This is a genomic window from Streptomyces sp. NPDC051018 (assembly GCF_044456085.1).
Taxonomy (GTDB): Bacteria; Actinomycetota; Actinomycetes; order Streptomycetales; family Streptomycetaceae; genus Streptomyces.
Map to the genome: position 1 here is coordinate 160,702 of NZ_JBITFN010000016.1, position 19,422 is coordinate 180,123.

Annotated in this window: 19 protein-coding genes; 9 read left to right on the forward strand and 10 right to left on the reverse strand. The window is 71.9% G+C overall.

Going from position 1 to position 19,422, the window contains the following annotated elements; all coding sequences use genetic code 11:
• Positions 1 to 22 precede the first annotated feature (22 nt).
• Positions 23 to 640 (forward strand): ArsR/SmtB family transcription factor, encoded by a 618-nt coding sequence (locus tag ACIBCM_RS25685; RefSeq protein ID WP_399247019.1) that lies wholly within the window; start codon positions 23 to 25, stop codon positions 638 to 640.
• A 102-nt stretch (positions 641 to 742) separates the two neighbouring features.
• Here ACIBCM_RS25685 and ACIBCM_RS25690 read toward each other — a convergent pair whose 3' ends face one another.
• The 4 genes from ACIBCM_RS25690 to ACIBCM_RS25705 form a co-directional block, all read right to left on the reverse strand.
• Positions 743 to 2,974 carry an MMPL family transporter gene (locus ACIBCM_RS25690; RefSeq protein ID WP_399247021.1) on the reverse strand — a complete coding sequence of 744 codons (2,232 nt, stop codon included), beginning with the start codon at positions 2,972 to 2,974 and terminating at the stop codon, positions 743 to 745.
• Positions 2,971 to 3,216 (reverse strand): hypothetical protein, encoded by a 246-nt coding sequence (locus ACIBCM_RS25695; RefSeq protein WP_399247023.1) that lies wholly within the window; start codon positions 3,214 to 3,216, stop codon positions 2,971 to 2,973. Before ACIBCM_RS25695 ends, ACIBCM_RS25690 begins: the two co-directional genes overlap by 4 nt.
• 538 nt (positions 3,217 to 3,754) lie before the next feature.
• A complete protein-coding gene (locus ACIBCM_RS25700; protein ID WP_399247025.1) occupies positions 3,755 to 4,426 on the reverse strand; it encodes a response regulator in 672 nt (223 codons plus the stop codon).
• Positions 4,423 to 5,595 (reverse strand): sensor histidine kinase, encoded by a 1,173-nt coding sequence (locus tag ACIBCM_RS25705; RefSeq protein WP_399247027.1) that lies wholly within the window; start codon positions 5,593 to 5,595, stop codon positions 4,423 to 4,425. The genes ACIBCM_RS25700 and ACIBCM_RS25705 overlap by 4 nt, the downstream gene beginning before the upstream one ends.
• Positions 5,596 to 5,771: 176 nt before the next feature.
• Here ACIBCM_RS25705 and ACIBCM_RS25710 point away from each other — a divergent pair, with 176 nt between their 5' ends.
• Entirely contained in the window at positions 5,772 to 6,203 is a 432-nt protein-coding gene (locus ACIBCM_RS25710) for a hypothetical protein (protein WP_399247029.1), read from the forward strand.
• A gap of 255 nt (positions 6,204 to 6,458) precedes the next feature.
• Here the strand turns inward: ACIBCM_RS25710 and ACIBCM_RS25715 are convergent, their stop codons facing one another.
• The 5 genes from ACIBCM_RS25715 to ACIBCM_RS25735 form a co-directional block, all read right to left on the reverse strand.
• Positions 6,459 to 7,112: a hypothetical protein gene (locus tag ACIBCM_RS25715; RefSeq protein WP_399247031.1), complete on the reverse strand. Its 654-nt coding sequence runs from the start codon at positions 7,110 to 7,112 to the stop codon at positions 6,459 to 6,461.
• A gap of 119 nt (positions 7,113 to 7,231) precedes the next feature.
• Positions 7,232 to 7,735 carry a hypothetical protein gene (locus tag ACIBCM_RS25720; RefSeq protein WP_399247033.1) on the reverse strand — a complete coding sequence of 168 codons (504 nt, stop codon included), beginning with the start codon at positions 7,733 to 7,735 and terminating at the stop codon, positions 7,232 to 7,234.
• Positions 7,736 to 8,079: 344 nt separating this feature from the next.
• Positions 8,080 to 8,280, reverse strand: coding sequence for a DUF397 domain-containing protein (locus tag ACIBCM_RS25725; protein WP_399247035.1), 201 nt, complete (start codon positions 8,278 to 8,280; stop codon positions 8,080 to 8,082).
• 10 nt (positions 8,281 to 8,290) lie between these two features.
• Positions 8,291 to 9,139, reverse strand: a complete 849-nt coding sequence (locus ACIBCM_RS25730) for a helix-turn-helix domain-containing protein (RefSeq protein ID WP_399247037.1) — start codon at positions 9,137 to 9,139, stop codon at positions 8,291 to 8,293.
• A gap of 218 nt (positions 9,140 to 9,357) precedes the next feature.
• Positions 9,358 to 9,825 carry a nitroreductase/quinone reductase family protein gene (locus tag ACIBCM_RS25735; protein WP_399247039.1) on the reverse strand — a complete coding sequence of 156 codons (468 nt, stop codon included), beginning with the start codon at positions 9,823 to 9,825 and terminating at the stop codon, positions 9,358 to 9,360.
• A gap of 113 nt (positions 9,826 to 9,938) precedes the next feature.
• Here ACIBCM_RS25735 and ACIBCM_RS25740 point away from each other — a divergent pair, with 113 nt between their 5' ends.
• Entirely contained in the window at positions 9,939 to 10,430 is a 492-nt protein-coding gene (locus ACIBCM_RS25740; protein WP_399247041.1) for a MarR family winged helix-turn-helix transcriptional regulator, read from the forward strand.
• A gap of 89 nt (positions 10,431 to 10,519) precedes the next feature.
• Here the strand turns inward: ACIBCM_RS25740 and ACIBCM_RS25745 are convergent, their stop codons facing one another.
• Entirely contained in the window at positions 10,520 to 11,104 is a 585-nt protein-coding gene (locus ACIBCM_RS25745) for a dihydrofolate reductase family protein (protein ID WP_399247102.1), read from the reverse strand.
• A 178-nt stretch (positions 11,105 to 11,282) separates the two neighbouring features.
• Here ACIBCM_RS25745 and ACIBCM_RS25750 point away from each other — a divergent pair, with 178 nt between their 5' ends.
• From ACIBCM_RS25750 to pstS, 6 genes are all read left to right on the forward strand, one after another.
• Positions 11,283 to 11,858: a TetR/AcrR family transcriptional regulator gene (locus ACIBCM_RS25750; RefSeq protein ID WP_399247043.1), complete on the forward strand. Its 576-nt coding sequence runs from the start codon at positions 11,283 to 11,285 to the stop codon at positions 11,856 to 11,858.
• A 239-nt stretch (positions 11,859 to 12,097) separates the two neighbouring features.
• The gene (gene mshD / locus ACIBCM_RS25755) at positions 12,098 to 13,021 is read left to right on the forward strand and encodes a mycothiol synthase (RefSeq protein WP_399247045.1); all 924 of its coding nucleotides are present in this window, start codon (positions 12,098 to 12,100) and stop codon (positions 13,019 to 13,021) included.
• A gap of 676 nt (positions 13,022 to 13,697) precedes the next feature.
• Positions 13,698 to 15,926 (forward strand): RNA degradosome polyphosphate kinase, encoded by a 2,229-nt coding sequence (locus ACIBCM_RS25760; protein ID WP_399247046.1) that lies wholly within the window; start codon positions 13,698 to 13,700, stop codon positions 15,924 to 15,926.
• Between the two features lie 142 nt (positions 15,927 to 16,068).
• Positions 16,069 to 17,196, forward strand: coding sequence for a CHAD domain-containing protein (locus ACIBCM_RS25765; RefSeq protein WP_399247104.1), 1,128 nt, complete (start codon positions 16,069 to 16,071; stop codon positions 17,194 to 17,196).
• Entirely contained in the window at positions 17,196 to 17,633 is a 438-nt protein-coding gene (locus tag ACIBCM_RS25770; RefSeq protein WP_399247048.1) for an NUDIX hydrolase, read from the forward strand. Before ACIBCM_RS25765 ends, ACIBCM_RS25770 begins: the two co-directional genes overlap by 1 nt.
• Positions 17,634 to 18,135: 502 nt before the next feature.
• Positions 18,136 to 19,269 (forward strand): phosphate ABC transporter substrate-binding protein PstS, encoded by a 1,134-nt coding sequence (gene pstS / locus ACIBCM_RS25775; protein ID WP_399247050.1) that lies wholly within the window; start codon positions 18,136 to 18,138, stop codon positions 19,267 to 19,269.
• Positions 19,270 to 19,422 lie beyond the last annotated feature (153 nt).

Consider the following 19,422-nt stretch of genomic DNA (forward strand, 5'->3'; position numbering starts at 1 on the left):
GCAAAGTAGCAGACTTTGCAAAATGAGTGATGGACACCGTCGAGCCGAAGCCGCGGAGGCCCTTCAGGACCGGGCCCGCCGGCTCCTGCCCGACCACCCCGTGCGGGTCGCCCTGCTCGACCTGCTCGCCGAGGTCGGCACCCTCACCTCCACCGAGGCCGCCGCCCGCCTCGGGCACAGTTCCGGACTGTGCTCCTTCCATCTGCGCCAGCTCGCCCGGTACGGCCTCATCGAGGAAGCACCCCACCGAGGCGGCCGGGCCCGGCCCTGGCGGCTGCGATGGGGCACGCCCGACCCCGCCGGCACTCAGGAGCCGGAGGAGTTCACCGCCCTCACCCGGGGACTGGAGAACGAGAGCTACCAGCACTGGCTGACCCACCGGGACCAGGCGCCGGCGGAGTGGCGACAGGACGAATCCTTCAGCGCCGTACTCCACCTCACCCCGTCCGAGACGGCCGAACTCGCCACCTCGATCCGCCGGCTGTTCGCCGCCTACCGAGACCGGGAGGACCATCCCGCCACCCGCCCGCCGGACGCCGTGGCCGTGGCCGCGGTCACCCGGCTGTTCCCGCTCCTCGCCGAACACCGGGCGCCGCCGCGGGCCGCACCGGGCGGCGCGGACGGACCTGCCGAATCCTGAGGAACGAGGGATCGGGCACGGTCGGCCGTCGGCAGACGCTCAGGCGGCCCGATGGGTTCTCCCCCGGGCGGAATCCGGGGGAGCCACCGGGCCACAGAAACGTCAGCTGCCGCCGGGCCGTTCGATGGAGACCTTCGGAAGGAGACGGGCCAGCGGCCCCGGCAGCCACCAGGCCCGCCGGCCGAACAGCTCCATCACCGCCGGGACGACGAGGCAGCGGATCACGACCGCGTCCAGCAGGATCGCCGCCGCGAGGCCGAGGCCGAACTGCTGGAGCATCCGGCCCGGGCTGAGGATGAAGGCCGCGAACACCACGATCATGATGGCCGCGGCCGCCGTGATCACCTTGCCGGTGGCGGCCAGCCCCTCGCGTACGGCCCCGGAGTGGTCCCGGGTGCGCTCCCACTCCTCGTGGATACGGGAGACCAGGAACACCTCGTAGTCCATGGAGAGCCCGAAGACGATCGCGAAGATCATCACGGGGATGAACGCCTCGATGGGACCGGGCTCCACACCGAACCAGCCGTGCTGGAAGACGAGTGTGATCGTGCCCAGCGCGGCGGACACGGACAGCAGATTGAGCAGCGCGGCCTTCAGCGGGATCAGCAGCGAACGGAACACCGCCATCAGCAGCAGTGTCGACAGCCCCACCACGATCGCCACGAACAGCGGCATCCGGGACGACACCGCGTCGGCGAAGTCCTGGGTCGCGGCGGTCGCCCCGCCGACCAGGTACTCCGCGCCCGTCTCCCGCTCCAGCGGCGGCAGTACGTCGTCGCGCAGGGTGTGGACCAGATCGGCCGTGCCCTCGTCCTGGGGCGCGCTCGTGGGGAAGACGATGACCGTGGAGACGGCGCCGTCCTCGGTGGGCAGCGGCGGAGTGGTGGCGGCGATCCCGTCCGTACGGCCCAGGGTGGACCGCAGCCGCTCGGCGGCGTCCCCGTCGCCCCGGCTGACGACGACGAGCGGGCCGTTGAAGCCGGGCCCGAAGCCCTCGGCGAGCAGGTCGTACGCCTGGCGGCTGGTGGTGTCGGCGCCGTCGTTGCCCGCGTCGGCGAAGCCGAGGCGCAGCCCCAGCGCGGGCGCGGAGAGCGCCAGCAGCGCCACCACGGAGGCGAGGAGCGCGGGCAGCGGGTTTCGCTGGACGGCACCGGCCAGCGCACGCCAGCGATTGCCCTCCCGCTTGCCCTTCGCCCTCGCCCTGGCCGCGCTCTTGAGCACATGGCGCTGGATGCGAGCGCCGAACACCGCCAGCAGCGCGGGCAGCAGCGTCAGGGACGCGGCCATGGTGACCAGGACGGTCAGCGCCACGGCCAGCGCGACGCCCTGGAGCGACCCGAGGCCGAGGGCCACCAGCCCCAGCAGCGCGATGATCACGGTGCAGCCGGCGAAGAAGACGGTCCGCCCGGCGGCGTCCAGGGCCCTGCGGACGGCCGCTTCCCGGTCGGCTGCCACTCCGGCTCCGCCCGTACGGCCGGTACGTTCCTCACCTTCGGTACGGGACGGGCCGGGATCGCGTTCGGCGGCCCGGATCAGTTCGTGTCGGTACCGGTAGAAGATGAGCAGCGCGTAGTCCACGCCGACGCCGAGCCCGACGAGCATCATGATCGGCGGGGTGAAGTCTGCGACCGTGAACACCCGGGAGGCCAGCGCGATCAGACCGATCGCGCTGCCCACCGCGAACAGCGCGGTCACCAGCGGCACGGCCGCCGCCAGCAGCGAACCGAACAGCAGCACCAGGATGACGAGGGCCGCGAGGATTCCGGCGCCCTCCGCCCCGCCGCCCGACTCCTCCTGGGCGCCCCGGACCGCGTCCCCGCCGAGCTGGACCTCCAGCCCGTCCCCCGCCGCCTCCCGGGCGGTGTCGATGATCGCGGTGACCTCCGACTTCGGCACCTCCTCGGCCTTGCCGTCGAGGGTGACGGTGGCGTAGCCGACGGTGCCGTCCCGCGAGACGGCGGACCTGTCCTGGTACGGGCTGCGGACGTCCGCGACCCCGGGGAGCCCGCGGACCGTGCCGAGCATCTTCTCGATGCCGTCACGCCGTGCGCTCAGCCCGTCGCCGTCCTTGAAGACGATCTGCACACTGTCGCCCGCCTGCGCGGAGCCGTGTTTCCGCAGCAGATCGGTGGCCGTCTGCGAGTCCGTGCCGGGCAGCGAGAAGTCGTTCTGGTATCTGCTGCCCACGGCCTGGGAGGCGGCGGTGATCGCCGCGACGACCAGGAGCCACAGGAGCAGCGCTCCCCATCGGCGCCGCTGCGCCCAGGAGGCGAGCCGCGCGAACACCCCGGCGCGGTGGGCGGCGGGCGCCGTCGTACCGTTCCCCGGTGTCATGACCGCCCCCGCCCCGCGCGCCGTACGGCGACGACCGCGCCGACGACGGCGCACACCACGGGTACGCCGAAGAAGAACGAGACCAGCAGGACGGGGTCGTCCTCGTCCAGCGTCCGCCCCAGTACGGAGGTGAAGAACACGGCCACCAGCTCGGCCAGGAGGAATCCTGCGGCTCCCCCGGCGAGTGTCCCGACAACCGCTGCGCCCGCCTTGCCCGGCGGCAGATGTGCGTGTGTGCTCATGCGTCCAGGCTCGGATCACGGTACGGGCGGGGGCGTCGGCCCGGAGGGGACAGTGGGCGTACGACGGCGGTTGCGGGTGCCGGTGGCGTCCGTACACCCACGGTTGCGGCCGGGCTCCGGGGCGTCCGGAGCGAAGGGTGTGGCGTGACGGCGCCACCGGTACGGTAGGGGCGTGGCCGCCCCGGCGCGGAAGGTCCGTGGCCGCCTCCTCGCTCGCCGCGTCCGGCCGGATCCGCTGCCCGCCGCGTACCGGCCGGATCACTCGCCCGCGAGGCGCGACCGACCTGTCGGCGCACCCGGTCCAGGCCCCGGGCCCAGGTCCGTCCTCAAACGCCGGACAGGCTGAAAACGCACACCAGCCACAACCACACCCCAAGTACCCCCACACCGGGCCCAGGTCCGTCCTCAGGAAAACGCCGGACGGGCTGGAAACGCACACCGGCCGCGGGCCCTCTCGACGGGCAGCGACCGCCGACCGGTGGGCAGCCGGCAGCGACCGGCGACCCCGGCCCGGGCCGCCCAACCGGCGGCGACCGCGTCAGCCGCCGCCCAGCCACCCCGGGCGGACCATGCCCGACTCATAGGCCAGGATGACCAGTTGGGCGCGGTCGCGGGTGTCGAGCTTGGTCATGATGCGGCTGACATGGGTCTTCGCGGTCGAGGGGCTCAGCACCAGCCGCTCGGCGATCTCGTCGTTCGTGAGGCCCGCCGCGACCAGGTGCATCACCTCGCGCTCCCGCCCGGTGAGCGCGTTCAGCCGGGGGCTCGGGGAGGGCGCCTTGACGCGTCCGGCGAACTCGGAGATCAGCCGGCGGGTGATCCCGGGGCTGATCAGGGCGTCGCCGCGCGCGGCCACCCGTACCGCGTGGACGAGTTCCTCGGGCTCGGTGTCCTTGACGAGGAAGCCGCTCGCCCCGGCGCGCAGCGCTCCGTACACATAGTCGTCGAGGTCGAAGGTGGTGAGGATGACGACCTTGACGTCGTCGAGCCGCGGGTCCGCGCCGATACGGCGGGCCGCCTCCAGCCCGTCGACACCGGGCATCCGGATGTCGAGGAGGATCACATCGGGGCGCAGTTCACGGCACTTGGCCACGGCCTCGGCGCCGTCGCCCGCCTCCCCCACGACCTCGAAGTCGTCCTCGTCCTCCAGGATCGACCGGAACCCGGCCCGTACGAGACGCTGGTCGTCGGCCAGCAGAACCTTGATCATGGCAGTGGTGACGCTCCGTTCCTGTGGGACGCGTACGGCAGCCGGGCCCGTACCCCGAAGCCCTCCGGCAGGGGCCCCGCGGTCAGTTCCCCGCCGAGGGCGCGGGCGCGCTCCCGCATTCCGGTGATACCGCTGCCGGAGGAGCCGGTGCCGTGGGGGGCGGTGCCCTGGCCGTTGTCGGTGATCTCGACGGTCAGCTCCCGGGGTCCGTAGCCGACCTCGATGGTCGCCGCCGTGGCTCGGGAGTGCCGGGTCACATTGGTCAGGGACTCCTGGAGGATGCGGTACGCGGCCAGGTCGACCTCGGTCGGCAGGGGCCGCCGCTCCCCGCCGAACCGCGTCCGGACGTCGAGTCCGGCGAGCCGGGCCGACTCGACCAGTTCGCCGACCCGGTCGAGTCCGGGCGCGGGGGCGGTCGGCGCCGCCTCGCCGGACGCCCGCAGGATCCCCAGGGTCGCGCGGAGATCCCGCAGGGCCTCCCGGCTGGAGTCCTTGATCGCGGCGAGGGCCTCCTCGGCCTGCGCGGCCCCGGCGACGGAGTCCTTGCGCAGACGGCGCAGGGCGGCGGAGGACTGGACGTTCACCAGGGAGATGTGGTGCCCGATGACATCGTGCAGTTCACGGGCGATCCGCAGCCGCTCCTCGCTCACCGCGCGCTGCTCCACCTCCCGGGCGTGGACGAGACGGGTGTGCCGCAGCCGGCCGAGCGCGATGACGCCCACGATCCAGCCGGTCAGCATGAACAGGGCGACGCTGTTGACGTCGTCGTTCCCGGAGAACGTGCCGACGCCGGTGGCGATGAGCGTCAGGGAGGCCAGGGCGACGGCCGCCTGGAGCCGCCCCTCGGCGGCGACGGCGTACAGCGCCACGATGACGGTGACCAGCAGCGGCCCGTCATAGGTGCTGGTGAGGTAGTACGCGGCCCCGCCCGCGATCGTGAACGCGGCGACGGCCACCGGGTGGCTCCGGCGGAAGTACAGCGACCCGCAGACGAGGACGATCAGCGTCCAGCCGATGACGGTGGCGGGCCACGGTTCCTCCCGTGCGCCGATCAGCGGCTGGAGGCTGCCGACCGCCACCAGCACCAGGACAGCCGCGGCGACGGCCGCGTCCGCCGCGCGCCCGTGCGGCAGCCCGAGCCGCAGACGGGACCGCGCTGAAGCAAACATGTGGTCAGCCTAGGACGGCGAAGGAGCGCGCGCCTCCGTCCGTACGGCGGAACCGGGCAGGCCCGTTCGACAACCACGGGGGTACACAGGCCCCGGGACCGACAACCACGGGGGTAGGCACGATGTCAGCCGGGGCCCGATGCCATGCACCGCTCCGGGCCCCGACGCTGGGCACCATGAACGCATCGCGGACCGATCTCCCCCTCACACAGCGGCTGCGCGCCCTCAACCTTCCCCTGGTGGCCGTGCTGACGGCCGTCGCGCTCGTCCGCCCGCTGATGTCGACCGCCGGGCTCGGCGATGTCCTCGGCGGCCGGCCGGCGACCCCGCTGATCCTCACGGCGGCCATCTCGCTGATCTGGATCCTCACGGTCGGGCTGCGCCGTGACCGCGATCCGCTGCTGACGCTGGTGGTCACGGGGCTCGCCTACGCCCTGGCCGTGACGGTTCTGAGCGCCGTCCTGTCCCCCATCCTGCTGGGCCGGCTGGAGGGGCCGCTGGCACGGCCGTACGCGATCGTCCCGCTGTGTCTGGTCAACGCCCTCTGGGGCGCTGTCTGCGGGGCGCTGGCGCTGGCTCTCCGCCGTATGCGGGGCACGGCGGTCTGAGGCGGAGGCGGGAGGCGACGGGCCCGGGCGGGCGACCGGTCGCGGGGGGCCGCCGCACCGGCCCCGCCTTCTCCGTCGCCCGGCTGCCGTGTCGCCCGGCTGCCGTGTCGCCCGCTTGCCGTGTCGCCGACTGCCGTGCCATCCGTCTGCCGTGTCGCCGTCCGCCGCCCGCTCTCCGCGACCCGCCGGGCCGGTGGCACCGCCGGGCGGCGGGACCGTTACGGCTCAGGAAACGTTCCGCCGCCGCCGAGACCGTTACGCCGCCGGCGCCTTGTCACCGTCGGCTTCGAGGATGGCGACCTGGAGGCCGAGCATCAACTCGTCCACCAGCCAGGCGATCTCGTCGGCCCGTTCCATGTTCTGCCAGTTGGCGGTGGTGATGATCAGACTCCGCAGGCCGGGCGGGGCCACGGCATACCGGACGGTCCCGGTGTCCTGATGCCAGAGCCCCAGCATCTGTTTGGTCCGCACCGTGGACCGCACGCGTACCGCGGGACCCGAGGGGAGGTCCGGATAGGTGACATCGTTCTCCCCGGTGGTCCCGACGCCGGCCCAGTTCAGCAGGAGCGTGTGGACGTCCGCTCGGCGCGGTCGCGTCGGGCCGTTCTCCCGGTACGAGTCGATCACGAAGTCGGCCAGGGCCTCGCCGCTCTCGGCGTAGCACACGGCCGCCATGATGGGCCCGCCCTCATTGAGACGGACCCCACGCTCGACCAGATCCGCGAAGAACGCCCCTTTGTTGATCGTCATGGCCCGCGCACCACGCAGACCCACGATCTCCCCGGCCAGCGCCTCCGCTTCGGCCGTCGTCCCCGTACGCAGCGTCATGTCGACCCAACCGGGTCCGAGTTCGATGCTGCACTCGAACTCCTCATCGCCTAGAGGGGATTCCTCGTCCTGTGCGGTCATCTCTCGTTCCTACCAGAGAGCGCCGTACCTCGGATGACTATCCGGACCATCTCGGAGGCGAAGAGGAGAAGGATCTCGTCCGGTTCCACTCGGGGACCCCGGGTGCCATGTGACATGGCTCACGCGGCGTCGTCCCGCCGGGTCAGGACGAGGAAGGTGACGGGGCGTACGGCCCATTCGAAGTGGTCGCCGTTGAAGGCGGTGTACGCGAACGCGACCGGCTGCCCCCGGTGCAGGGAGGCGAGCGCCCTGATGTCCCCCGGGCGCGGGTCGCCCGTCCCGTCGTCCCGGTCGTCGAGCGCGTCCAGCATCGCGCGGCGCTGGCGCGGTCCCATCCGGGAGGCGGTGGCGCGCACGGACTCCCGGATCATACGGATGGCCTCCCGGGGAGTGGCGGGAGCCCGCAACTCCTGAGGCTGCGGGGTGCGTTCCCGGCCGCTCGCGCCGCTCTCGGCGTCACCGCCGGCATCGCCGCCGCCGTCACCATTGCTGCCGCTGTCGCTGTCGCCGTCGGGATACGGGGCGCAGAGCAGTGACTCGAACCAGAAACCGGGCCTGATGAGCGGGGCGGGCACCGGCCGGGCCGGCCGCACCGCCCCTTGCGGGGCTGTCGAGAGGGGCACCGCCCCTTGCGGGGACGGGGATGTCGAGGGGGGCGCTGTCCCCTGCGGGGATGTCGTGAGGGGCGGCATGTGCATGTCTCGCCTCCTGAAGCATCGGCATGAGGTGCCCCTGCCCCGCTCCGACCGGCGGTGCGGGAAGAGGAACCGCGAATCCCCTCGCAGGCGCTGAGCAGGGGAGCCACACCGCGGCCGGGTCTGCTCCTGCCGGAGCAGACCCGCAGCGGCGACGCACAGCGACGGTAGCGCTACAGCATGCAGTGGCGCAACAGTGGGACGGCGCACTGTTGCACCGGCATATGCCGGACGCCCCTCGGCCGGGGGCGAGGGGCGCCGGGACCCGCGCATCAGACCAGGTGGTCGAACTCCCCCGCCTTGACGCCGAGGAGGAAGGCACGGAGCTTGTCGACGGAGGTGGTGATGATCCGGTCCGGATCGTCGCTCTCACGCATTTTGATCAGGCCGTCCACACTGGCCAGTTCCACACAGTCCGGGTTGTTGTCCGGCCCCGAGAACGAGGACTTCTGCCAAACTATTCGGTCGGTCATGCGCCTTGACTCACATTTCCCTTGCGATGCGTCGGATGGTTTTACGTGACTCGTCCGGGGTGAGCGTGATCTCTCTGACCGAGTCGAGCAAGGATCGATACCACACCAACTGCGCCTCCGCGTCCAGAAATCCACCGTCGAATGCGCTGTCTATCTGAACGGTGTCCAGCGGAGGGATGACGGCTCCCGCGTACAGCATCGACTGCACCGAGCCCGTGATCTGCGCGTCGAAGGGGATGACCCGTACGGTCACACTCGGCCATCTCGACACCTCGTGAAGGAATTCGAGCTGCTCGCGCATGGTGTCGGTGGCGCAGTACCGCATCCGCAACGCGGCCTCGTGGACCAGGGCCTCGAACTCCGGGGGCCGCGGCCGGTCGAAGATGCCCCGCCGGGCCATACGGTGCTCCACCCGCGGATTCAGCTCCGCGGCCGGGAGGTCCAGCACACCGCCGAGAATCAGCTCCCGGGCGTATTCCTTCGTCTGGAAGAGGCCGGGAATGTGCAGCATATGGATTCGACGCATGTAGGTCGCATGGTGTTCGAGTTCCGCGAGGTCCAGGAAGCCGGGCGGAAGGACGCCCCGGTACTCCTCCCACCAGCCCTTGGTGCGCTCCTCGGCCATGGCCGCCAGGGCGTCGACGAGATGCCTGTCCGTTGCGGAGTAGTGGGACGCGAGACGGCGGACGCGTTCGGCGCTGACGCCGTACCGGCCCGACTCGATATGACTCATCTGCGCCCGCTCGCCACCCAGGAAGGCCGCCGCGGTACTGCCCGTCATGCCCGCCCGCTCGCGCAGCTTCCGCAGCTCGACCCCCAACCGCTTCTGCCGGGCGGTCGGATAGCTCCTCGGCGGCATGACGCCCTCCCCTTCCCGTGGATACGAGTGTGCGCCCCACTCTGCCACGGGTCCACCCTTCGGGATGCGACAGCCGTACCACTGTTGCACCGCCCCTCCACGGCCCCTCCACCGCGCCCTCCACGGCCCGTCCACCGCGCCCTCCACGACACCGTCCGGGCAGGGGCCGGAACGCCGGAAGCCGGCCGTCCCGCCCCCGCCCCGACCGCCCGCGCCGATCACTCCACGGCGGTCAGCCGGATGACGGGCAGGACGCGGTCCGTCTTCTCCTGGTACTCCGCGTACCGGGGCTGGGCGGCGACGATGCGCCGCCATGCCTCCTCCCGGCGCCCGCCCTCCAACTGCTCGGGCACGGCCGGGAACCGCCGGCCACCGATCTCGACCCGGACCCGGTCCGGATGGGCGGCGATGTTGTGGTACCAGCCGGGGTGGCGGGCCGCGCCCGCCAGCGAGGCGACGACCAGCCAGGCCCCCTCACCGTCCGGAAAGCGGGCGACGGGCGTCTCGCGCCGCTTCCCTGACTTCGCCCCGGTCGTGGTCAGGTACAGCACGTCCATACCCATGAAGGTGTCGCCCTTGCGACGGTGGTGACCGCTCATCCGCCGCTGCACGAACCGCGACAGCCACCGCGGCAGTGACGGCGTACGGGCACCTCGTGTCCCGGTCGGGGTGGTCCGGATGCTCATGACCCTGTGCCTCCTCGGGCCGCCCCCGGGCAGGGGACGGCGTCAGATTGCTCGCTCCGGCAATAATTGTAGCTACAAATATTGGCCCAACAAGAGCGTGCTACTGTCACGCCGTGGAAGCCGACGGAGCCGTGATCCTGACCTGGCGGAATCTCGTTCTCGCCGATGAGACCGTGCGCCGGGCGCTCAACGGCCGCCTCTCCGAGGAGGCCTCGTGCTCCCTCCTCGAACACGACCTCCTCGCCTGGGTGGCCGCCGCGCCCGAACGCGGGCTGCGGATGCAGGAGCTGGCCGACCGGCTTGGCGTGACACCCGGGGGCCTGACCCGGATCGTCGACCGGCTCGTCTCACGGGGGTGGATCGAGCGGGACCGCCCGTCGAGCAACCGGCGCGAGGTGTACGCGGTCCTCACCTACGACGGCCGGCGGGCGATGACCCGCGCACGGGCCGTCTACCTCCGCGTCCTCCGGGAAACCCTCGGCACCCACCTCGACGAGCCCGAACTGGCCGAGCTGGGCCGCATCTCCGGCAAACTGCTCGCCGGACTCGCCGGGCCCACCGGCCTCACCGAAGACCCGCCTCTGCGCCCGGGGTCGGAGAGCTGAGCCCGTCCCCGCCGCCGCGAACCCCGCCGGGACCCCCGCCTCGAAACCGGATACGAAACCGGAGGCGAGTGCCGCCGGGCCCCACGGGGTCAGCGGACACGGCTGTACTTCCTGATCACGACACCGCTCTTCAGCGCCCGTACCGATTCCAGCGCGAACTCGTCGACCGCGAACCCGGAGGCGAACATCGGCATACCGGAGCCGTAGACCACCGGATACGTCTTGATGACCAACTCGTCGATCTCGTCGATCAGCTGGCCCGCGAGCCGGGATCCGCCGCAGAGCCAGATACCCAGGCCGCCGTCCTCCGCCTTCAGCTCCCGCACACGGGCGGGAAGATCACCGGAGATCAGCCGCACATGCGGATCGGGCGACTCGGTGAGCGTGCGCGAGGCGACGTACTCGCGCAGATGCCCGTACGGGCTGGTGACCCCGAGGTCGAGCGCGATCTGATAGGTGCCCCGGCCCTGCACCACCGTGTCGAAGGCGAGGTTCTCCAGCCCCTCGAAGTCGAGGGTCCGGCGGGCCGGGGTCGAGATCGTCTCCGGATACTCCTCCCTGCAGTAGGCGAGGAACTCCTCGTCCACGTACTTGTACATCGAGGTGGCATCGCCCTGCGGGTCCCCGATGAAGCCGTCGATCGAGCAGGCGATGAAGTAGGTGAGCTTGCGCAAGGCGATCCCCATTCCCTCGAGCGGTTAACAACTTCATCTATAGTGCTTCACATGTAGTGGTTGATGCAAGGCGAAAGGCGCGGGAGGTGTTGTGCGCGAGCCCGCGAGAGCCCTCACACGACCGACGAGAGATCCACGAGCCCGAACCCCGAGCCCGCACACCAGGAGGCAGCAGCACATGGCCAGGAACCCGGAACGCCGAACCGCCCTCGTCGACGCCGCCATCGAGGTGCTCGCCCGCGAGGGAGCCCGCGGGCTCACCTTCCGCGCGGTCGACGCCCAGGCGGGCGTCCCGGTCGGCACCGCGTCCAACTACTTCACGAGCAGGGACGATCTGTTCACCCAGGCGGGCAGCCGTATCCATGTACGGATGACCCCCGACCCGTTCCAGGTCGACGAGGCCATGCGCGCGGCGCCCAGCCGGGAGCTGGTCCAGGAGCTGATGCGGTGGCTGGTACGCCGGATGACCGTCGAGCGCACCGGCTATCTCGCCCTGCTGGAGCTCCGGCTGGAGGCCACCCGCCGCCCCGCCCTCCAGGCCGAGCTGAACCGAGCCGTCCGCGCCTCGTTCGACGAGAGCGTCCGCTTCCATCTGGACTCGGGGCTGCCCGGCGACGAGGACACCGTGACCGTTCTCTATCTGGCGATGACCGGACTGCTGCTGGAGCACTTCACCCTGCCCGCGATGCTCTCGGACCGGGAGCTGGACGCACTGGTGGACACCGTCGTCAGCCGGGTCGTCCCGCCGAGCTGAAGCCGGGGCTGCCGGCCGCGCTGAGCCGGGTCGTCCCGCCGAGCTCGATCCGGGCTGTTACGCCGAACCGACCCGGGCACCCCCGCCGAGCTGAAGCCGGGCACCCCACCGAGCCGAATCCCGGTCGTTGCGCCGAGCCGACCCCGGCACCCCGCCGCGCTGAAGCCCGTTCGTCGCGCCGCGCTGACCCGGGCGCCCCGATCCGCCGGGCCGCCGGGCCACCGCCGTAGGCTCGTGTCATGACGACTGACGCAGTGATTCCGGAGCCGGGCCGGCAGATCGAGAGCCTCGACGAACTGACTCCCGAGCGGGCCGAGGACGTGCTCGCCATGCTCGCCGGGGCCGCCGCCGCGGACGGAACCCAGGCCGTCTCCGAGCAGGGCAGGCTCCAGCTCCGGGGCGGGAAGCGGGAGGGCGTACGGCACTTCCTGCTCACCGTCGCCGGTGAACTGGTCGGGTACGCACAGCTGGAGGACACCGATCCGGTGGAGGCCCCGGCCGCCGAGCTGGTCGTCCACCCCGCCCACCGGGGCCGCGGACACGGCCGGGCGCTCGGGAACGCGCTGCTCGCCGCCTCCGGCAAGCGGCTGCGGATGTGGGCGCACGGCGGCAAGTCCGCCGCCCGGCATCTGGCCCAGGTGCTCGGCCTCACCCTCTTCCGCGAACTGCGCCAGATGCGGCGGCCCCTGACCCCGCTGGATATCGAGGAGCCGGTGTACCCGGCCGGGGTGGGTGTACGCACCTTCGTCCCCGGCCAGGACGACGCCGCCTGGCTCTCGGTGAACGCCGCCGCCTTCGCGCACCACCCCGAGCAGGGCTCCCTCACCCAGCGGGACCTGGACGACCGTATGCGCGAGCCCTGGTTCGACCCGAAGGGGTTCTTCCTCGCCGAGCGGGACGGCCGGATCGTCGGCTTCCACTGGACGAAGGTGCACGCCACCGAGCAGCTCGGCGAGGTGTACGTCGTCGGCATCCGGCCCGACGCCCAGGGCGGCGGCCTCGGCAAGGCGCTCACCGCGACCGGGCTGCGCCATCTCGCCGCGCAGGGGCTGCCGACCGCGATGCTCTACGTCGACGCGGACAATACGGCGGCGGTGACCGTGTACGAGCGGCTGGGCTTCTCCACGTACGAGGTCGACCTGATGTACCGCACCGAGACCTGATCCCCGCCCCGGCCTGATCCCTCGGACCTGATCCTCACCGGGCCCGGCCCGGGCCGTTGATCTTCACCGGGCCCGGCCCCGCGGGCAGCCTCTCCCCGGGGTGGCCGGGCCGGCGGTGACCCACGGGCAGCCCCGGCCCGTCCGCCCCGCCGGGTTCCCCTGCCACCCGAGCGGACCAGCCGAGCGGACCGGCCGGGCCGTCCGCCCCGCCGACGGGAGCACCGCACCCCCGGCCCGGTCCGCGCGCCCGCCCCGGGCGGCCCCGCCCCCGGGCGCCCCACCGATCCGCGCGGAACCCGTGGGTACCGATTCCCACCGCCGCCGGGCAGCAGCACCCCCAGAACACCCAGCACCCCAACGCCGCTCACGGAGAGAATCCGAGACCTCACTCCGCGCGACAATCTCCCCTGTCCGGAAACCACCGGCGCACATCCCGGGCATACGCCCCCCGGGGCCTGAATCGCGCCGCTCGCGCTCCCGAGGGCCCGGCTCCGGTTCCCGTATGTCATGTCGTCGTTACCGGCCATTCAGACTGTCTTGCGACCCTCGCCCCATGCAGCCAGCTGTGCCCGACTCCGTCCCGCCACCTCCGACAGGTTTCACCAACGGGAAAATCCACCTCCTCCCGGGACTCTCCGACGCGCCTGTGACCCCTTCGACGCGGAAGAATGGGTTTATGAGTCAGCAGCCTGCCGAGGCATCGGTCCAGCACCCCCAGCCGTCCGTCGGTTCCATTGCCGCGCACCGGCCGCACACCGTCGCCGCCACGGTGTCGGATCTGGAGCCGGATCTCGACGCGGATCTCGACGGGTACGAGGAAGACCACAAGGGCGCCGGCGCGGAGCTGCCTCCTGGGCGGTTCCTGGACAGGGAGCGCAGCTGGCTCGCGTTCAACGAGCGGGTGCTCGAACTGGCCGAGGATCCCGCCACCCCGCTACTCGAACGGGCTAACTTCCTCGCGATCTTCGCATCCAACCTGGACGAGTTCTTCATGGTCCGGGTCGCGGGACTCAAACGCCGTATCGCCACCGGGGTCGCCACCCGGTCCGCGTCCGGCCTCCAGCCGCGCGAGGTCCTGGATCTGATCTGGACGCGCTCGCGCGAGCTGATGGCCCGGCACGCCGCCTGTTACCAGCAGGACGTCTCCCCCGCGCTCGCCGACGAGGGCATCCACCTCATCCGCTGGCCGGACCTCACGGAGAAGGAGCAGGCGCGTCTGTTCACCCTGTTCCGGCAGCAGATCTTCCCGGTGCTGACTCCGCTGGCGGTGGACCCGGCGCACCCCTTCCCGTATATCTCCGGGCTCTCGCTGAACCTCGCGGTCGTGGTGCGCAACCCGGTCAGCGGCCACCGCCACTTCGCCCGGGTCAAGGTGCCGCCGCTGCTGTCCCGCTTCCTGGAGGCCTCCCCGCAGCGTTACGTACCTCTCGAGGACGTCATAGCGGCCCATCTGGAGGAGTTGTTCCCGGGCATGGAGGTGCTGGCGCACCATATGTTCCGGGTCACCAGGAACGAGGACCTGGAGGTCGAGGAGGACGACGCCGAGAATCTGCTCCAGGCGCTGGAGAAGGAGCTGATGCGGCGGCGCTTCGGGCCTCCCGTACGCCTGGAGGTCGAGGAGTCGATCGATCCGTACGTCCTCGATCTGCTCGTGCGCGAGCTGAAGATCTCCGACGCCGAGGTCTATCCGCTGCCCGGCCCGCTCGATCTGACCGGTCTCTTCGGCATAGCGTCGCTGGACCGGCCGGAGCTGAAGTACCAGAAGTTCATCGCGGGTACGCACCGGGACCTCGCCGAGGTCGAGACGGCGTCCGCGCCCGACATCTTCATGGCGCTGCGCGAGCGCGACGTCCTGCTGCACCACCCGTACGACAGCTTCTCCACCTCCGTGCAGGCGTTCCTGGAGCAGGCCGCGGGCGACCCGGACGTCCTCGCGATCAAGCAGACGCTGTACCGCACCTCCGGCGACTCGCCGATAGTCGACGCGCTGATCGACGCGGCCGAGTCCGGCAAGCAGGTGCTCGTCCTCGTCGAGATCAAGGCCCGGTTCGACGAGCAGGCCAACATCAAGTGGGCGCGCAAGCTGGAGGAGGCGGGCTGCCATGTCGTCTACGGGCTCGTCGGCCTGAAGACGCACTGCAAGCTGTCGCTGGTGGTGCGCCAGGAGGGCGAGATCCTGCGCCGCTACTCCCACGTCGGCACCGGCAACTACCACCCCAAGACCGCGCGGCTCTACGAGGACCTGGGGCTGCTGACCGCCGACCCGCAGGTCGGGGCGGATCTGTCCGACCTGTTCAACCGGCTGTCCGGCTACTCGCGGCGCGAGACCTACCGCCGGCTCCTCGTCGCGCCCAAGTCGCTGCGCGACGGTCTGATCTCACGGATAAACAAGGAGGCCGCGCACCACCGTGCCGGGCGGCCCGCGTATGTCCGTATCAAGGTCAACTCGATGGTCGATGAAGCGATCATCGACGCCTGCTACCGGGCGGCGATGGCCGGTGTGCCGGTGGACATCTGGGTACGCGGGATCTGCGCGATCCGGCCCGGGGTGCCCGGTCTCTCGGAGAACATCCGGGTGCGCTCGGTCCTCGGGCGCTTCCTGGAGCACTCGCGCATCTTCGCCTTCGGCAACGGCGGTGAGCCCGAGGTGTGGTTCGGCAGCGCCGATATGATGCACCGCAATCTGGACCGCCGTATCGAAGCGCTGGTACGGGTCACCGACCCCGCCCACCGCGCGGCGCTCACCCGGCTCCTGGAGACGGGTATGTCCGACACCATCTCGTCCTGGCATCTGGGCCCGGACGGCGCCTGGATCCGGCACTCGACGGACGCGGACGGGCAGCCGCTGCGGAATGTCCAGGAGATGCTCATTGACGCCCGGAGGCGCAGGCGTGCACAGCCCTGAACTGTCGTCCCGTGCCCCCGGGCTCCCCCGGGCCCCTCGTCAGGGGCCGGACGCCCCGGCGGGCTCAGGGGCGTCGGGGGTCCCGGTGACATCGGCCGTATCGGCGGTATCGGCGGTTCCCGAACCGCCGGCCGGCGGGCCGATGGTCCCGGTCGAGGGGCCGGGGGTCCAGCCCGGGGCGCCATCGGTCCCGCCCGGAACCGACGGTCCGGCCCCCGCTCCCGTACGGGACTCCGTGACGGGACCCGCGGGCGACACGCTCGCCGCGTACCTCCACGCGCGGGCCGGCGATTTTCTGCGCAGTCTGCGGCTGCACGACGAGAGCGGGGCGGACACGGCCGCCGTGGCGGAGGCCGCCCGCTGTCTGCGGATGGCGTCCCGGCGCATCAGCGGCACCCTGCACACCTTCCGCCCGCTGCTCGACCCCGTATGGGCGGACGGACTGCGGGCGGAGCTGGCCTGGCTCTCCGCCACGCTGGCCCGGGAACACGCCTGCACCTCACAGCTGAACCGGCTGCTGGACGCCCTGTCCCGGCTGTCGGGGACACCGCTCGCGCCCGCACCGCGCGCCGGACGGCAGGGGGCCGGACCGGCCGGGGCCCCCGGCCAGGGCGCGGCCATGGCGGTCGGCACGGTGACGGTCGGCGCCGCGCGGGCCGGAGCCCTGCTGGAGCGGCAGCTGACCCTGGCACGGACCCGGGCGCACTCGGCCGCGCTCCAGGCGCTCGGCTCGTCCCGCTTCCACGCGGTCGCCGACGCCGTCGCCGTACTCGCCTCCGAACTGCCGCTCGGTCCGGTCGCCACCGCCCCGGCCACCGAAGTGCTGTTCCCGTCGGCCGAGATGGCGGAACGGCGGCTGCTGGAGGCCGTGACCACACTGCCACTGAGCCGGGCGGGGCATCCGTACAACGCGGACGCCCTCGTCCACGGGCTGGCCGCCGCTCCGGCGGAGGAGTCCCAGGACGCGCCCTGGCACCAGGTCCGGCGGCTGCTGCGGCTGCACCGGTACGCCCTGGAGGTGCTGGAGACCCTGCGCCCGAACGCCTCGGTCCCCGTCCTCAACCGCGCGGGCCGTCTGCTGGACCGCCACCGCGACGCCGCCGAGGCGGCGGAGGCGGCCGCGTCGGCGGCCCGCACCCCGCGCATCGCCCCGGCCACCGCGTACGCACTCGGGGTGCTGCACGCCGATCAGCGCCATGAGGTCGAGGCGGCCCGGTTCGCGTTCCAGGAGATCTGGCCGGGCTCCATCGCGGTGAAGGCGAGGGCCTGATGGACGACACCGCGGACACCACGATCCGTGCGGCGGGCTGCGTCCTGTGGCGCCGCTCCCCGCACGGGGACGAGGGCGTGGAGATCTGTCTCGTCCACCGGCCGAGGTACGACGACTGGTCCCACCCCAAGGGAAAGCTCAAGCACGGTGAGGACCCACGCGTCGGCGCCCTGCGCGAGGTGCTGGAGGAGACGGGCATGACCTGCGCCCTCGGCCCCGCCCTCCCCACGGCCCACTATCCGGTCGACGGCCGCCCCAAGGAGGTCCGCTACTGGGCCGCGGAGGCGACCGGCGGGGTCTTCGCCCCGAGCCACGAGGTCGACCGCCTGCTCTGGCTCCCTCCGCCGGCGGCCCGGGCGTGGCTGACCCAGGCCCGGGACCGCGATCTGGTCATGGACTTCCTCAAAGCCCTCCACCGCGCGGACACCGGAAGCTGACGCAGGGGCCGGCCCGGGGACCTTCCGCACCCCTGTACGGACAACCCCGCTCCGTCACCCTCGTGGACCCCCCATGTGCTCCTGGCACCCGTGCCGCCCTCGGCACTAGGTTGCCGACAGTGCCCCCCACCCACACAACCGGCCAGTACCCCCCTGCCGTCCCATGCCGCCCCGCACCCCCAGGGGGCTCGTCCGCACCGGGGCCATCCCGCTGCGCCGGATGCCCCCACTCCGGTCGCAGCCCTCCTCAGACTCAGCAATCGCCCCAGGCCACAGGGTCGGAGGGAGGGATTCCGACGCCTGAGCGGCCCATCACCCAGCCGCCCGACACGGTTCACCTCCCGTTCACTCACCCCCTCGGGGCGCTTCACCTGATCTGCCTAATTTCAGCCGTACGAGGTCACCGGCACACGGCCGGCGCACCCCACCACCGACACACGCCGCCACACACGGCCCCGACACCGGTCAGCGTCGAGGCGGCTCCTGGAAGGAACACCCGAAAGTGAAGCTTCAGCGCAAGAACGGGCTTCGCGCCACCGCGCTCGGCGCCCTCGCCGTCACCGGCGCCCTGGTCCTCACGGCGTGTGGTTCGGACGACAACGCCGGCGGCACGAGCGGCAGCGGCGACAAGACCAGCGCCGCTTCGAACATCAAGTGCGACGGCGCCGAGGGCAAGCTTCTCGCCTCCGGCTCCAGCGCGCAGAAGAACGCCATGGACCTGTGGGTCAAGAACTACATGGCCGCCTGCTCGGGCGTGGAGATCAACTACAAGTCGTCCTCCTCCGGCGAGGGCATCGTCGCCTTCAACCAGGGCACCGTCGGCTTCGCCGGCTCGGACTCCGCCCTCAAGGACGACGAGGTCGCCGACTCCAAGAAGATCTGCAAGAGCGGCCAGGGCATCAACCTGCCCATGGTCGGCGGCCCGATCGCCATCGGCTACAACCTCTCCGGTGTCGACAACCTGGTCCTCGACCCCTCCACCATCGCCAAGATCTTCAACGGCAAGATCACCAAGTGGAACGACCCGGCGATCGCCAAGCTGAACGAGGGCGTCTCGCTCCCGGACAAGGCGATCCAGGCGTTCCACCGCTCCGAGGACTCCGGCACCACGCAGAACCTCGGCAAGTACCTCGGCAAGACCGCCAAGGCCGACTGGCCGTACGAGGCCGAGAAGAAGTGGCCCGCGCCCGGCGGCCAGGCCGCCTCCGGCTCCTCCGGTGTCGCCGCGCAGGTCAAGCAGGTCGACGGCGCGATCGGCTACTTCGAGCTGTCGTACGCCACCTCGCAGTCCATCCCCACGGTCGACATCAACACCGGTGCCGCGGCCCCGGTGAAGGCCACCTCGGAGAACGCCTCCAAGGCCATCGCCGCCGCCAAGGTCAAGGGCACCGGCAAGGACCTCGCCCTCGAGCTGGACTACGCCACCACGGCGGAGGGCGCCTACCCGATCGTCCTGGTGACCTACGAGGTCGTCTGCGACACCGGCAACAAGGCCGAGACCCTCGGCACGGTCAAGTCCTTCCTGGGCTACACCGCGAGCGACGAGGGCCAGAAGGTCCTCACGGACGCCGGTTACGCCCCGATCCCGGCCGAGATCAACGCGAAGGTCCGGGAGACCGTCGCGGGCCTGAGCTGACCCGGAGCGACCCGGTGCGGTGCGGCCGTACGCACATGGCCGCACCGCACCACCCCCCCCCCCCCCCCCCCCCCCCCCCCGCCCCCCCCCGCCCCCCCCCGGGGGGGCGCCCCCCCCCCCCCCCGCCCCCCCACCCCCCCCCCCCCCGCCCGG